Annotated in this window: 11 protein-coding genes and 1 tRNA gene; 2 read left to right on the top strand and 10 right to left on the bottom strand. The window is 51.4% G+C overall.

Annotation, left to right across the window (positions count from 1 at the left end; translation table 11 throughout):
• Positions 1-427: 427 nt before the first annotated feature.
• Entirely contained in the window at positions 428-778 is a 351-nt protein-coding gene (locus CRX69_RS28025) for an HVO_A0114 family putative DNA-binding protein (RefSeq protein WP_107323072.1), read from the bottom strand.
• Complete coding sequence (locus tag CRX69_RS25600; protein WP_047226882.1) at positions 775-1,134, bottom strand: toxin-antitoxin system TumE family protein; 360 nt, start codon at positions 1,132-1,134, stop codon at positions 775-777. The genes CRX69_RS28025 and CRX69_RS25600 overlap by 4 nt, the downstream gene beginning before the upstream one ends.
• 948 nt (positions 1,135-2,082) lie before the next feature.
• Between CRX69_RS25600 and CRX69_RS25595 the strand changes: the two genes are divergently transcribed.
• Both CRX69_RS25595 and CRX69_RS27625 read left to right on the top strand, forming a co-directional pair.
• Positions 2,083-5,148, top strand: coding sequence for a DEAD/DEAH box helicase (locus CRX69_RS25595; protein WP_158277073.1), 3,066 nt, complete (start codon positions 2,083-2,085; stop codon positions 5,146-5,148).
• Positions 5,149-5,332: 184 nt separating this feature from the next.
• Positions 5,333-5,746: a hypothetical protein gene (locus CRX69_RS27625; protein ID WP_133822111.1), complete on the top strand. Its 414-nt coding sequence runs from the start codon at positions 5,333-5,335 to the stop codon at positions 5,744-5,746.
• 282 nt (positions 5,747-6,028) lie between these two features.
• On the opposite strand, the gene CRX69_RS25590 is transcribed toward CRX69_RS27625, so the two are convergent.
• From CRX69_RS25590 to CRX69_RS25545, 8 genes are all read right to left on the bottom strand, one after another.
• Positions 6,029-6,895 carry a hypothetical protein gene (locus CRX69_RS25590; protein ID WP_107323070.1) on the bottom strand — a complete coding sequence of 289 codons (867 nt, stop codon included), beginning with the start codon at positions 6,893-6,895 and terminating at the stop codon, positions 6,029-6,031.
• A 327-nt stretch (positions 6,896-7,222) separates the two neighbouring features.
• Positions 7,223-8,203 (bottom strand): integrase domain-containing protein, encoded by a 981-nt coding sequence (locus CRX69_RS25580; protein WP_107323068.1) that lies wholly within the window; start codon positions 8,201-8,203, stop codon positions 7,223-7,225.
• Positions 8,204-9,115: 912 nt separating this feature from the next.
• Positions 9,116-10,438 carry a tyrosine-type recombinase/integrase gene (locus CRX69_RS25570; RefSeq protein ID WP_107323066.1) on the bottom strand — a complete coding sequence of 441 codons (1,323 nt, stop codon included), beginning with the start codon at positions 10,436-10,438 and terminating at the stop codon, positions 9,116-9,118.
• Between the two features lie 172 nt (positions 10,439-10,610).
• Positions 10,611-10,686 (bottom strand) — tRNA-Thr (locus CRX69_RS25565).
• A 75-nt stretch (positions 10,687-10,761) separates the two neighbouring features.
• The gene (locus tag CRX69_RS25560) at positions 10,762-11,586 is read right to left on the bottom strand and encodes an FkbM family methyltransferase (protein ID WP_107323065.1); all 825 of its coding nucleotides are present in this window, start codon (positions 11,584-11,586) and stop codon (positions 10,762-10,764) included.
• A 331-nt stretch (positions 11,587-11,917) separates the two neighbouring features.
• Complete coding sequence (locus CRX69_RS25555; RefSeq protein ID WP_107323064.1) at positions 11,918-13,150, bottom strand: methyltransferase; 1,233 nt, start codon at positions 13,148-13,150, stop codon at positions 11,918-11,920.
• Entirely contained in the window at positions 13,131-13,820 is a 690-nt protein-coding gene (locus tag CRX69_RS25550) for an ABC transporter permease (RefSeq protein WP_076383341.1), read from the bottom strand. The genes CRX69_RS25555 and CRX69_RS25550 overlap by 20 nt, the downstream gene beginning before the upstream one ends.
• A complete protein-coding gene (locus tag CRX69_RS25545; RefSeq protein ID WP_107323063.1) occupies positions 13,817-14,512 on the bottom strand; it encodes an ABC transporter permease in 696 nt (231 codons plus the stop codon). The genes CRX69_RS25550 and CRX69_RS25545 overlap by 4 nt, the downstream gene beginning before the upstream one ends.
• Between the last annotated feature and the right edge of the window lie 8 nt (positions 14,513-14,520).

Below are 14,520 nucleotides of genomic sequence, written 5' to 3'. Positions count from 1 at the left end.
GATTTACTTCGGGTTTCCTACGCCCGGTCGCTGAATTGGCAGCGATAGTTGGAGGGTAGCGGTCGATTGGATAGGGGACAATCGTGGCGCCATGCTGGCGGGGCTAGAAATTATGTGTCTGGGATTAACGCATCTGGGGCGGACGGAGCGAGCTTGCGTCTGTATAGCAGAATGTCGGTGGTGATGGCCTCATCGCGAGCAGGCTCGCTCCCACAGTATTCAGTGTGTGGATTGAAAGTGGACGTGCAGAAACAACAAAGCCCTCGCATTTCTGCGAGGGCTTCGTTTTTGTATGGTGCGGCACCAGGAGTAAAACACAATGCGCAGAACCCTTTAAAATAAAGGATCAAGCGTGTTCAGAATAAAAAGAAGGTACTCGAATAGGTCCTGGGTCCCTCCGTCGTGCGGGGGGCGTCTGCCTGGAAACTCAGGCCGCGATGATATGAAATTCCGTGGCCTTGGCAATCGGCCTGACGTGATTATTCTCGCGCTTCATTTCAACAAGCCCGTAACCAGACATGGTTTTTAGCGTCCGCGACAGGTTGCTTACCTTTCGCCCAGTAGCCTCGGCCAACGAGGTCAGAGATTCCGGCTGAGTTTCTTTGATGAGCTTGAGCAGCGCCCGGTTTTCGTCACTCAGCACCTCGGCCAGCGACTTCATGGACGGGAACCAAATTTTGGGCTCGGTTGCCTTGGGCTTGTACTCGCCACAGGCAATCGCCAATACACGGGCACGCATCTGCGCTTGCGACATGATGCCAATCTTTAATGTTTTCATTTCTTCACCTGCTCCAACACACGGTCAACGTCTGCGAAAAAATCCCGTAGCAACTGCTGAGCGTCTTTGAATTCATAGGGCACGCCCTTATCCGTGCTCGACCGATGCTTATGGTCGTAGGGTAGGACCTGGCCCGCATATTTGAACTTGGCGGGCTTCACCAAGTGGGCATTGTCATAACCAAGCACCCTGGTTCCACCTCGATCATGCAGGGTGAGCGAGTATTTAATCCCATGCGGGATATGCTCAGAAGGCTCAACCTGGTAGGCCTCGATCTTGGCCCAGTAGCCACCCTCCTGAGCCAAAATTTCTTGGTGCAGGCTCAGTAATGTGTCGAGCCCATAGTCCCTTTGCATGTCACAAACCTTATCATCTGTTGATAAAACGTCAAGGTAGGAAGCAGGTTCACTCAGTCCTCTCGTCGCAACCCTCTAGGTTGCCCACGCAGCCTGCCTTGCGCAATCCCTGCATTGGCAGCGCAGGTGCCCCAGGAAGGTAAAACGGGGACAGATCACGCTTAATTTGGCGTCTGCATATTCATTTCAGCTAGGAATCGTGGCCTGTCCCCGTACTTGTCCGGGATTGGGTGGCGGCCATGCACGGGTAGGAAAACCGGGAATCAAGGCTCCCGCACACTCGAAGGCGTCCCGCGCAAAGCCGCCATAACGCATATCGCAGACACAAAAAACGCCAGCATTAGTAAGCGAGGCGCAGCTGATACGCCTTGATGTACTTCGGGTTTCTTACGCCCGGTCGCTGAATTGGCAGCGACAGTTGGAAGGTAGCGGTCGATTGGATAGGGGACAATCGTGGCGCCATGCTGGCGGGGTTAGAAATTGTGTGTCCGGGATTAACGCATCTGGGGCGGACGGAGCGAGCTTGCGTCTGTATGGCAGAGTGTCGGTGGCGGTGATGGCCTCATCGCGAGCAGGCTCGCTCCCACAGAAAAGTGGGCGTGCAGAAACAACAAAGCCCTCGCATTTCTGCGAGGGCTTTGTTTTGTATGGTGCGGCACCAGGAGTCGAACCTATACCTAACTATCTGTAAATAAAGTTTTTTATAGGCGGCTAGTCTTGGATATACCCCTAAATCTACCTCTAGCTAGGTGAAGACGCACGCATCTGACTTTTTGAGCCCTCCTGATGAAAATTAGCGATATTCGTTTAATTTGCAGAAGCGAATTGCATTGAAGGGAGGGCTGGTAGTGAATAGTCAAAAATATGTGGGTGTAGTAGCTTTGTGCCGGTATGCTTTCCGACTCAGCTAACTATCCCGGTGCTGAGCGTAGGGTATGGAGATCAGAAATGGAGTTCGGGGCTGTAGAAGTTAACGACGACCTTTGGAATGTCCTTCGTAAAGGCCAGAAAAATGCGCTTGAGCTGGCATTCGATTACCTTAACCAACCAGAAATTCGCCATTCATGCTTGGTAAGCATGCCCACCGGGGGTGGTAAAACAGGAGTGATTTCTGTTCTAGCCCACTTTGGGCAACAGCAGAAAATATTAGTTATTTGCCATCGTTCGGCGGTACGGGAGCAACTGGTTAAGCAGCTTTCAGGGGAGTTTTTCACTGATAGACTGCCTGAATATGATATTGAATTGAAAACAGTAATTGATGGTGTGGCACTTACTGAAGATAAAAGTATAAATGTTACTACTTTTCAGATGTTGTCGTCGCTATCTGAGGTGGCTTTAAGTGCGTTAGTTGAGGCTGTGGATCTGGTAATTGTGGATGAGGGACATTCCGAGCCGTCCCCAATCTGGAGTGAAATATCACGGTCATTTAGAGCCCATAAAGTCATAATAACTGCTACGCCATATAGAAACGATTTATTTAAATTTGATGTTGCTCCCGAATGGAGCTATGTTTATACATACAAACATGCGCTTGAAGACAATGTTCTCTGTGAGCCGGTTTGGGAGTCTATGGCTTATGAAAGACTGCTTCCGCGTGTAAAAGAACTTTTAGAGCAACAGCCTAATACCAAGTGTATTGTAAAATGCGAAAATGTTGAAGCTATAGAGTTATACGCCGAATTATTTTCTCCGGAGTTTTCTGTATTGGCTGTCCACCAACAGTTTTCAGGCGATGCAAGAGAGAACTTTAAATCTACAGTTCCTAGGTCACTTAAAAACTCCAGTTATGATGTGATTATTCATCAGAGAAAACTTGATGAAGGTATAGATATTCCACAAGCAAAAATTCTGGTTCTGACATATGCCGTCCGTAGTGGTCGAGAGCTTGTGCAAACAGTCGGGCGGGTTGTTCGGGCACATCGGAATTATGATGCGTTTACGTTGGAAATAAACTCGAACTCCAACTCGAGCTTGTGGAGAAATTTCCTAGATTTTGATGAGTATATTAGTGTTCGCGATAATTGTGTTTCGTTCTTAAAGTCACTTGATACATCAATGCTCCTAAAGAGGTATCTTGATGCCTTCCCTGATGTAAGTTATTTTGACTCAGGCTTTAGGAAGAAATTTGATATTGATAATTTCGATGTGGAACAAAGCTTAACTATTCCTCTGGCATCTCTCTGTTTTATAAAGAAGACGCCTGCTTTTACGATGGCTAAATTTATAGATGCCTTATATTGGAAGCTCACTATGGCTGGTGAGCTTGTCGTAATTCGAGAGTCTCTAGGTTTTTCAATTGCTCTAAGCATAAGTTTTAGTAATTCAAGGTTTTTAAAGGATTCTTTATTTTTTGAGCCGGCGCTTCAAGTTGTAATTTGTAGAGAGCTTGGTGACCTATTCGTTGTTTATGATAGTAGAGGCGTTAACTATTCGAGTGAAGCTGAAATTGGTCTTGGCGGTGTAATTTCACTGGAGGAAATTCTATCCCTCGGAGCAAGAACTGACCGCATTAGAACCAAGTCGGCCACAAGTATGGCCATAGGCGAAGCTAGGCGGCGTCCAGAAGGAGTCTCATGGCGAGGACGTAATCTCGAAGATATTCACTCGGCGCAGTCCAACGCCTCCTATGCACTGTCAACACTTATGGTTGATAATCTATCGCAGAATGGTGTTGCACAAAGTAGCTATTACCTCGGTGTAGGATCTGGACGAATTTCTGATCAGAAGAATAGGAACCTAAGTCTGCGCGGATTAGCTGCGTGGATAGATGATGTTGTAGATGTGATAAATAGCGGAAGGGTCGTCGAAAGTAATTTAATAAATTCTTTCGCGAAGCCCGTTGCTAACCCTCCGGAGTGTGAGCCTGCAAGCATCATTCTTGATTTTTGTGATTTTTCCGATCCTCTGATGTTTGCGTTAAATGGGCAGGAGTTTAATTTAATTAATGATATTATTTATCTAGAGTATGTGTCTGGCTCTAATAGTTTTGTTTATCGGGCGGAACTAGGAGATGTGCATATCTATTTGTCATATGACATAAATACACACGCACCTAGACTTGTTTTAGATAGTAACTACAGGCTTCTTAATCAACAGATATCTGATTCCGGGCAGGAGTTTTTCTCTGGACAGTCGATGACGGAAGTGTTTACTGCTGGATTGCAGAGGATTCTGTATATAAATTCATCAGCGTTCTACCAAGGACGATATTATAAATTTAGACTACCACTTGAGGCAGGATTTGACTTAGATAAATCCGCCATAGGTCGCTCAATTATAAAGGTAAACGAGTTGCTTTCGCCCGGAATGGATGAAAAAGGAGGTTCCGCTGGGTTGGTACAAAACGCTTTTCTACCTAATTCCGTGTTTTTTTTAATAGACAAAATTCGAAATGTAAATGACTCTAATATGCGTGTGGCTGAATATGGTCCATTTTTCTCGCATATACCTGATATTGATTATTTGCTCTGCACTGATTTAAATACAGAGCCTGCAGATTTTATTGCCAGTTCTGAAACAAAGTTGGTATTTATACATGTTAAGTGTGGAGATACTTTGCAGCCGCGATCCTCAGCGGGTGCAATTGCAGAAGTAGGTGGGCAAGCAATAAAAAATATGGAGGTTTTGATAAGTCCTAATAAGGATCTTAAGTTTGGGAATCATCGATTGCTAGGCGCTCCGTGGCGATTAGATCTAACTCACCCAGACCTCCTAAAGCGAGTGCGGCTGATTCATAAGGAAGCCCCCGACGCTTATATGGCGAGATTAGGGGTGGGTTATGAGACTGTGGTTGATGAAGCGTGGCGCGTGTTTACTGAACGAAGAAATTCTTTACGGGTGGAAAAAGAAATTTGGATTGTGATCGGAAACGCTTTTTCTCGGACTCATTTTTCTAATCAAGTGAGTCGCGGTAATGAATGCATACATGAAAGTCTTCAGGCATTCCAGTTGCTAGACTCATGGACAGCAACTTCGGCAAATAATGATGTGGCATTCAAGGTGTTCGTTTCCTAGGGGCTTTTTTGTGAGTGGTACTCATTGATTGAGAGGTTCAGTGAGGGCAAGTTTGGTTTTGTGACTCTTGTAGTACCTAAGGGGAGTTAGTTATTTATAGCATGGTAAGATTTACTCGAAAACAAATCTGAAGTTTTGCCGCACTGTTTTTATAATGATTGTAGTTTGATGTCGGGGTAAACCAATGCAACTGGTTTGGGAAAAGTTTACATACGATACACTCGAAGATGCTAAGCGTCAGTGCTTCTGTTTGTACGTATTCCACCATCCTCAAGATGGAGATAGGCCTTTTTATATAGGTAAAGCTAAGAGTTTCGGTACAAGTCAAAGTTCTGGTTATACAGCTTCTGCTAGGTATAACAGTGGATATATGCACTTGATTGCTGGAATGTTACGATCTGATTTTTCACTCTACATTGCACATATTGGAGAAGCTGCATTCAAGGATGTAGAGGCATACGAACAAGAACTTATTTATCAATGGGGGTCGGTGCGGAAACAAAAAATTAAGCCGAATCGTAAATCTGTGACTACTGTAAAACCATGGGCTACAAGTGACAGTTCGCTCAATGCTATGCCAAAAAGCGATATGCCTTAATCTCGCTATTAATTTTACTTTAGCAATGGAGAAATCAATTTAAGTATCCAGGGTGGCCAATAATCTCCCCCGAACTGTACCGACTTGGTAAAAGTAAAGTGACAAGATATTTGGTATGTTTTAGGCAGTTCAATGGGTTTAAGTTTGCATGGGTTGTAAGCGCTCTCTCTCTCTACTCGACCAAAGGCGAACGGTGTGTTGATCAGTCATGGCTATGTAAAGCATTACTAATCAACGTGGATGATATTTCTTGAATATTTGAATATTTGAATATTTGAATATTTATAACAAGTCTTTTCTATACATAAGTATGGTGAGAATTAAGAAGGTCATAATTTGATAAAACAATTTAATGTGGTTGTTGTGTTCGTTTCTCTCTGCATAGTTGGCAGCGCAGGTTCTATATGTCTCATGTATGGTGTCGAAGTCATTTATGTATTTTTGGAAATCAGAAATTGGGTCTTTGTTGTTGAATCTAACATATAGATATGGATCTTTCATAAGCTCGATCAATAGCCTGACCTTTTCTGCCGCTGCTTCAGTATCAAACTTTCCGTTTTCGAGATGATCAGGTTTAGCTTTACGAATTTTTTCGTCAAAGTTTAATATGTTTTCTTTGATGGAACTTAATTTATCTATTAGCGGAGCTATCTCTTTTGCAGAAGTATTGAAGTTGGAAAACTGATCGCTGGGAACGCAAGTATTATATCCAATGCTCTTAGACATTCGTACAATATCGGTACCCATTTCTTGAAGCGCTAATAGAATTTCTTTTGATCCCGCTACGTCGTAGAGCTGAACGATCTCTCGATGATACTCAAGAAGTGTATGTATATAGGCTGTGTCAATTGTTCGTTTTGTATTTTCAATGTTTAACTTCTCATAATACTGGTTGGTGCGTATACTTTTTAACAGTTCAGTTAATTTGTATTCGAAGTCCGCTCGTGGTCTGTAGAGTTCCATCTCTCTATATTGTATTTTGTCATTTTCTGGGAAAATAACTTTATCCAAAAAAATCTGAATTATAGATGTTGCGCAGATCCAGGCACATAAAATAACTTTTTTGTTCATGGTGACTTTTAAAGGAGTAATGTTGATTGCTGGCCGGTTGTAATTTGTTGTTGAGTTTTTCGCTTTTAATTGGTGCATCAGAGCTTAGCATGACTTCTCCAGAGTAAGCATCGTCCCAAAAAATTTCGTATGGTTATTTCGGTAACCGCCACCCTTTTTTTAACCGAGATACGATCAAACGAGCGGTCAGTACGTAATAATAATGGGTGGAGGTTGACTTATTATTCGCGCTGTTGTTTAGGAACCATATAAGGTGCTTTCGTTGCCATATCCACGGGTTTTCCAGGTTCCAGCGATTAACAATTGTCGTTTGGATTATCTTTGCCTGCCGAAGGTGACGTTGACGTGTGGTATACGATCCAGTCAGTACGCTCGCCAGGAACAGTTCCATATCAAATGTTTTGCTCATGCTCGACCACCAATGTAAGCCGAAACCACGTCGATACGACCGTGACCAAGTTCGTAGCTGATTTGTACTCGGGCCAACTGATCGAGGTGTTGGTTGAGTTGGTAGCAATTACCACCGTTGATGGGCGCGAGGTGATCAGTGATTTCCTCGTAGCGTTCGCACGCATAAGCCGCCCGCAGCTCATGAAAGCCTCTGAGTTCATGCGTGTGGAGGAGGTCTCGAGCGGGACGGACGGTGCTCGTTAGGAAGTCTAGGTAGCTTTCGTTCGGGGCCAATAGGTTGCGGCTACCTTTTGGCGAAACTTGATGGGCGAATGCCAGTGCCTCGCGGATCTTATTGCTTACCGTAATCCAGCGAGAGGCTGATGCGCCCGAACGACCGCCTTTGGTGCCGTCCTGGATGTTGATCCTGCCGAGTTGTTTGGCCTCACGTTGCAGCCGGGGCAGGTTTGCTAAAATGGCCTCACGTAAACGCATCCCGGTTTCGCGTGCCAACTGCACGATGGCAGCGACTCGTGGCTGCTGATGTTCACATAGCACTTCAACGATCCGTTTCACTTGTGCGCGGTCTTGGCCTTGAGGTACTTCACTGCGGATACCGGAGCGCTGCATTCCCAGCGCCTTACTTGGACTTGGCGCTCTCATATACTGATCACCGCGAAGCGCAGCCAGGGTCCGGTTCACGCTGGACAACCGGTTTTGCGCGGTGGCGATGCCTATAGCGCCTTGTTCAACTTGCTGACGCAGATGTCCGGCGTAGTCCAGCAAGGTCTGCCGATCTATCTGCCGCGCATCGTTAAACCCTGGCCCATCCTTCGACCGACACCACCGCACAAATGCCTGCCACCGATCACTGTGCGCTTTGACCGTGCCGTAATGCCCGCCGCCAAAAAGATCACGTAATGCTTGTGGCCCCGCATAGCTCAGCTGCCGACCATAGCCAAAATTGCGCCCGTCTCGCCTTCCTACCAATGCCATGAGCAAACTCCTCTCGAAGCCAAAACTTTTAAAACTTTCCCCACGTCATCCCGCCAAGAATGCTGAGTGTTATCAGGGATCAAGGCCCCTGCGACCTGTGAGGGTTGTCCACTAACGCGGGACTGGCGGCTCTTTACGACCGGGAGCTTGGGCATCTCATGATCTGGCCTCCTGAACACTTCCGAGGAAGTGGGCGGGTGGTGGCTGCATCGGCTGACGAATCCAACGCCGCGAGATCCTGAGTCAGGTAAAAGCAGTGATGCGATGACCGGGGCATGCCTGACTGTCAGTCAGGTGCAGTCCATTCCCTGGGCTGCGGCACCATCATCTGCGTCGCTGTTGCTGGTGACTTCGGTGTTTGTCACGCCGATTGTCACGAGGGGAAATGCCGCAATGCCTTGTACGAGTTGGGCTGCAGCAGCGGTAGGAGCGCCCGTCTCTTTCCGGAAGAAAGAGACGGGCGCAGGTTGGCGCAAGGAAATGGCCAAGCGGATAGGTTGCTGCAGGGCAGCTATGAAAGGGAATGAGTTGCCGCAGTGGGCACGCTGGTAAAAGTAGGCATCCATCACATCGCTGTGACCGTGCGAGCCGCCGGACGCTAATCGCACTTTGGGAGAACCACCACGGTGTGGCGTAGCCTTAAAGGTTCTGGCTACCTGGGGTTGCTGTCAACGACAGCGCTTTGCCCGATCTTTTCTACGCCTGTGGATAATTCGGGTCAAGGCTCGAGTTCTCGGGAATTCTGCGGCTGTGGATGAAATTATCCACCGGTGGAAATCTGTGGTTTTCCACAGACAGTTGCGTGGGCTTTAGTTTTTTTAAGTGAGGTCCATCCAAGCAGGGCGGCTTTGCAGCCCTGTTTGGATGGACCCGCGTGGACAAGCGGATCACTGAGATATGAAGACCGAACGCTTACTCGGTTGCGCCACGTTTTGCTTTTAGGCGAGTGACGTTCGCTCCGGTCTGGTTCGCGAACTCGTGTGGAGTGACATGCTCCTGCCGGTTGGCCTCTAGGTACCGGCTCCACCAGTTCATGATCAGCCTGCGCTCCTCAATGAACTCGGCCTTGTGGATGTAAGCGGCGCGGACGTTATTCCGCTCCTTGTGGCTCATCTGCCTTTCAATGGCTGTCTCGGACCACAGCCCTGACTCAATCAGCGCGCTACAGGCCATCGACCGAAACCCATGCCCGCAGATTTCGGTTTTGGTGTCATAGCCCATTTTTCTGAGTGCGCTGTTCACCGTGTTTTCAGACATGGGTTTCCAGGGCTTGGTATCGCCTGCAAACACCAGGTCGAATTTACCGGTGAGGACGTGGATCTGTTCAAGCAGGGCCACGGCTTGCGGCGATAAGGGTACAAGGTGGATGTCCCCGGCCATCTTCGTACCCCTTGTTGAAAAGGGTACTCCGTCCAATGCGGGTCGAGTGTCCGGTATCTCCCAGGTGCCGCGCTTGAGGTCGAACTCGCTCCAGCGGGCGAAGCGCAGTTCGCTGGAGCGGACGAACACATGCAGCGAGAGCATGACCGTCAGTCGGGTAAGTGCGCGGCCTTTGTAGGTGTCGATACGCTCCTGCAATTCAGGCAGACGCGATAAGGGTAAAGCAGGGCGGTGAATCACCCTCGGGGCTTTGATCAAACCTTCAAGGTCGGAGGCAGGGTTGGCCGCGATCTGTCGAGCACGTTTCGCCTCGCGCATGATGCTTTGTAGGTAGTTTTGTACCCTTAAAGCGACGTCAATCGTGCCGCGCTTCTGGATTGCTTCCAGAGGTTGCATCAAGTCGTGAGTGTCTAGGTCGACAATTGCGCGATCACCGATCAGTGGAAAAACATGGGTTTTTAGACGGCTCAGGACCGTCTTGGCATGGCCTGGAGCCCATTTGGCAGACATCGCTTTGTGCCAGTCCAAGGCTGCGCTCTCAAAGGTTCGGCCTCGGATTGTGGCTTGCGTCTTGGCTTGGTGTTTGGACTCGATGGGGTCGATGCCTTCCGCCAGCATGCGCTTGACCTCCAGGCGCCTCTTGCGCGCATCGGCGAGGCCGATCACGGGGTAGTTGCCAAACGAGGTCAGTCCTTCACGTCCATCAGGTTTTACATACCTGAAACGCCAGCCTTTGCGGCCATTGGGTTGGACTAAAAGGTAGAGGCCGTCACCGTCGAAAAGCTTGTAGGCGCGGTCGGTGGGCTTGGCTGAACGGCAAGCCGAATCGGAGAGTGGAGCAGTGGTGCGCGACATAAGGGTACTCCTCCCTTTATCGAATGACCTTACCCCTATCTTTATCCTTAAAACGGCTGGTATCCATAAGATTTTGGCGGAATCCGACGGAACGCCAAAACGAAAAAACCCGCCAGAAGGCGGGTTTTTCGGGGGTTCCAGAGATTTTGAAAGCCCTCTCTGGAACCTTGTATGGTGCCGGCACCAGGAGTCGAACCCGGGACCTACTGATTACAAGTCAGTTGCTCTACCAACTGAGCTATACCGGCGTGTGGGCGACGATTATAGCGATTGGGTGCGTTCTGTAAACCCCTGAATTCTGACTATTTTTGCAGGACCTCGGCTCAGGCGCGGCGCACGAGGTTGCGCACTTTCTGCAAGGTTCGCCAGGTACGGCTGTTTTGCAGGGCATGGAGTTGGGCTTCGGCCCGTTCGGCGCGTTGCAGGGCGGCGGTGAGTTGCTGGTCGGGTTCGCTCAGGGGGTGGCTGAATTTGTGGCCTTTGCAGAACTGGAACCCGTCGAGGTTGCACGGGGGGATGTCGAAAGCGGGTTTGAGCGCCAGGTGTTCTTCGGCGAGGTAAAAGGTGTTGAGGCCGTCGAACAGGATGGAGTGGTAGCCGGCGTCGGTGACGAGGGTTTCCCAGGTCTGGTCGCGGGCCCATGGGGTTTCGATGAGGATGATCCAGGGGCGCCAGCGGCTGAAATCCATGCCGCGCAGCACGGTTTCTTCGTGGCCTTCGACGTCGATTTTCAGAAAGTGGATGGGGCGGTCCTGGGCGTATTGCTCGCAGATCGAAGTCAGGGTGCGGGATTGGACGGTCTGCTTGCTTACCTTCATGCCCGCGTCGCGGTGCTGTTGGGCGACGCTGGCTTCGACGGTGGACAGACCCGTGTCGGCGATGGTGTAGAAGGTCAGGCTGTCGGCGTTTTCGCCGGCTACGCATTGCAGGTTGATGTCGTTTGGCCGTTCTTGGCAGAGAGCGTCGTAGTAGGCCTGCACCGGTTCGATGTTGATCCCGTGCCAGCCGTGATCGTAGAACGCCCGGGTCACGGAATCATCTGTTGGATGATTGGCGCCTACGTCCAGATAAAAGCCGTTTTCCACCGATTGAAGGGCGCGCCACAGGCGTATGTCTTCGAAGTTCTGTGCGTAGGAAATGAACGTCACGGCCAGTCCTTGTGTGTGTCGGCATTGTGTCAATCACGATACGAAAGGCTGTTGTACTGCACAGGCGCGATGGGCGCAATTGCTGGCGTGTGGGAGCACTGAGTTCGGCGGTTATGTCGTTTTGCTTGAACGCTTATGCACAACGGGCGGGGTGGGGCGACTGCCATCTTGCGATTTTGTGACAGCTTTCTCGTTTGCTCGCAAATGCCTGTTTTAATGGTTTTTTATCCATGTGAACAAAAAATGACCAGCCTCGCTTCCAGCAGAAAATCGCGGATTAATTGGATCCAAGACAATTTCATCAACAGAGTTATCCACAGGCTGTTTCATGTCAGTGACGTTCGGCCAGCAGCATCAGATTTCGCGGCGTGAGAGGCGTTTCGCAGAAGGTGCCGAGGCGGACGCGGTAGTTTTCCTGGCTGAGGAAAAGCGCCCGATCCAGCACCAGCCACAGCTCAAGAGGCCGCCGGAAAAGGCCGCGGACCAATTCCAGGTTGCGCACTTGGGCCAGGCGTTGATGGCCGGCCGCTTCCAGTGCCGACCAGTCAGGCGAGCCGACTGTGGATAAGTCTTTCAGGGCTGCCAGATCGGTGCAGTACTCGATGAAGGATTTTTCCAGCCAGGCGCTGGGGAGCGAGGGGGTGGGCAGATACTCGTCGCGGCCCCGGATCTGTCGTTGCAGCAGGTCAAAACTCAGGCGCCGAGCCATGGACTGGTCCCGTTGCCGCCGGATGCGGGCGCCGGCGGTGACGGTTTCGGTCAGTGGCAGGCTGAGATCATCGAGCGTTAGCTGTAGGACCGAACCCTTGGCGACGTCGGACAGCGGTTGATAACGTTCAGCACTGATGCGGTTGTAGCAGCACGGGGCGATTGCCAGTTGAGTGCAGCCAGCGGCGCTCGCCAACTGCATCAGGCGCACATGCAGGTCGCCGCAGGCGTGCAGGGCTACCGGCGTGTGTTCAGGGCGGATCGCCAGGCCTGCCTCTGCCGCCAGCACGTCTTGCTGCAAGTGCGTGGCGGGCAGACGGTGGCGTTGGCTTAGTTGCTGGCCGCTGGCGACCAGGGCTGGGTCGTATTCCAGGCAAGTCAGTTGTTGTTCAGCCTGCAGCAAGCGTCGGCCAAGATGACCTTTGCCGGCGCACCAATCGAGCCAGTGGGTCGGTTTGGTAGCGAAGTGCAGGCGGCTGGCGAAGGCTTCGATTTGCTGCCATTTGCGCCCTGGCACGTCGACGCTGAGGCGATGGGCGGCGGTTTCGAGCTCTTTGCCCGGCAGTTCTGCGACGACGCTCAACGCATGGGAAATGCCCGCCAGTTCTGGAAATGGCGCGGGTGCATGTTGAATCAGCCAGGGTTGGTGATGGTCGTTTTCTGCGTCTTCCAGCGAACGCTTGCGTAGCCATTGGGCCAGCTCAGGGTAGGACCGTTCCCATGGCAGTTGCAGATGGGTGAACGGACGCGGTTTCCACAATGCCTGGTGCGTTGTGAGAAAAGCATCCAGCGCGGTGAAACGGGCGAGTAACGCCTCGCCCGTCAACACGCCGCTGTCAGCGTCCTTGGCAGGCATCGACGCGCAACCAGCGCTCCAGCTGCTTGAAGCCCTGCACCAGCATGAACGCCATCAGCAGGTAGAACATGCCGGCCGCGAAGAAGATTTCCACCGGCAGGTAGGTCCGGGCAATGATGGTCCGGGCCATACCGGTCAGCTCCAGCAGGGTCACGGTGCTCGCCAGGGCGCTGGCCTTGAGCATCAGGATCACTTCGTTGCTGTAGGCCGGCAGGCCGATGCGCGCGGCGCGAGGCAGGATGATGTAGAACAACGCCTTGGGTCGGGACATGCCCAGGGCTCGCGCGGCTTCGATTTCACCACGAGGGATGGCCTGGATCGCGCCGCGCAGGATCTCGGCGATGTAGGCGGCGGTGTGCAGGGTCATGGTGGCCGTGGCGCACCAAAACGGATCCCGCAGATAGGGCCACAGCGAACTGCTGCGCACGGCGTCGAACTGCGCCAGACCGTAGTAGACCAGGAACAGCTGAACCAATAACGGCGTGCCACGGAAAAAGAAAATGTAGGCGTAGGGTAACGCCCGCACGTACCACAGGCGTGAGGAGCGGGCGATGCCCAGCGGAATCGCCAGCAGCAGACCGGCGATCACGGCGATGGCGACCAGCTCCAGGGTCAGTGTCGCGCCTTGGGCCAGTTTCGGCAGCCACTTGATGATGACTTCCCAGTTCATTGGGTGCTCCTGGCAAAGCCGCGAGCGGCACGTCGTTCCAGAAAATGCATGCCGATCATGGCGAGCACGGTAAGGCCCAGGTACATGAACGCGGCCACCATATAGAAGGTGAACGGTTGCTTGGACACGGTCACGCCGATTTGCGCGTGCCGCATGATTTCTTCCAGGCCGATCACCGACACCAGCGCGGTGTCTTTCATCAGGATCATGAACAGGTTGCCCAGCCCGGGCAGGGCGATGCGCCACATCTGCGGCATGATCAGCCGGGTGAAGATCCGCCACTTGGACAACCCCAGCGCCACGCCAGCTTCGCGATGGCCCTTGGGAATGGCCAGGATCGCGCCGCGAAATACTTCCGTGGCGTAGGCGCCAAAGCACAGGCCCAGGGCGATGACGCCAGCGGCGAAGGCGTTGAGGGAAAGGTCCGGGTTACCGAAGTATTCGCCCAGGGCACGCATGAGATTGACGGTGCCGAAGTAGATCAGCAGCACCCAGAGCAATTCGGGGATGCCGCGAACCAGTGTCGAATAAGTGCCGCCCAGCCATTGCAGCGGCTTGTACGGGGAAGTTTTGGCCAAGGCGCCGAGCAAGCCGAGCAGCAGCCCCAGGCAGAGGGCCGAGAGCGCCAGTTTGACGGTCATCAGCGCGCCAGCGGCGAGCGCCGGGCCGAATCCGTAGAGATCGATCATCATGGGTGTGT

This window comes from Pseudomonas rhizophila, from assembly GCF_003033885.1.
Lineage (GTDB): Bacteria > Pseudomonadota > Gammaproteobacteria > Pseudomonadales > Pseudomonadaceae > Aquipseudomonas > Aquipseudomonas rhizophila.
The sequence above is the reverse complement of the archived record's forward strand: the minus strand, read 5'-3'. Positions and strand labels throughout refer to the sequence as shown.

What these genes read in the sequence shown, in the direction of transcription:
- CRX69_RS28025 (WP_107323072.1), bottom strand. Translation starts at nt 778, where the DNA reads ATGAAAACATTAAAGATTGGCATCATGTCGCAAGCGCAGATGCGTGCC.
- CRX69_RS25600 (WP_047226882.1), bottom strand. Translation starts at nt 1,134, where the DNA reads ATGCAAAGGGACTATGGGCTCGACACATTACTGAGCCTGCACCAAGAA.
- CRX69_RS25595 (WP_158277073.1), top strand. Translation starts at nt 2,083, where the DNA reads ATGGAGTTCGGGGCTGTAGAAGTTAACGACGACCTTTGGAATGTCCTT.
- CRX69_RS27625 (WP_133822111.1), top strand. Translation starts at nt 5,333, where the DNA reads ATGCAACTGGTTTGGGAAAAGTTTACATACGATACACTCGAAGATGCT.
- CRX69_RS25590 (WP_107323070.1), bottom strand. Translation starts at nt 6,895, where the DNA reads ATGCACCAATTAAAAGCGAAAAACTCAACAACAAATTACAACCGGCCA.
- CRX69_RS25580 (WP_107323068.1), bottom strand. Translation starts at nt 8,203, where the DNA reads ATGGCATTGGTAGGAAGGCGAGACGGGCGCAATTTTGGCTATGGTCGG.
- CRX69_RS25570 (WP_107323066.1), bottom strand. Translation starts at nt 10,438, where the DNA reads ATGTCGCGCACCACTGCTCCACTCTCCGATTCGGCTTGCCGTTCAGCC.
- CRX69_RS25555 (WP_107323064.1), bottom strand. Translation starts at nt 13,150, where the DNA reads ATGCCTGCCAAGGACGCTGACAGCGGCGTGTTGACGGGCGAGGCGTTA.
- CRX69_RS25550 (WP_076383341.1), bottom strand. Translation starts at nt 13,820, where the DNA reads ATGAACTGGGAAGTCATCATCAAGTGGCTGCCGAAACTGGCCCAAGGC.
- CRX69_RS25545 (WP_107323063.1), bottom strand. Translation starts at nt 14,512, where the DNA reads ATGATGATCGATCTCTACGGATTCGGCCCGGCGCTCGCCGCTGGCGCG.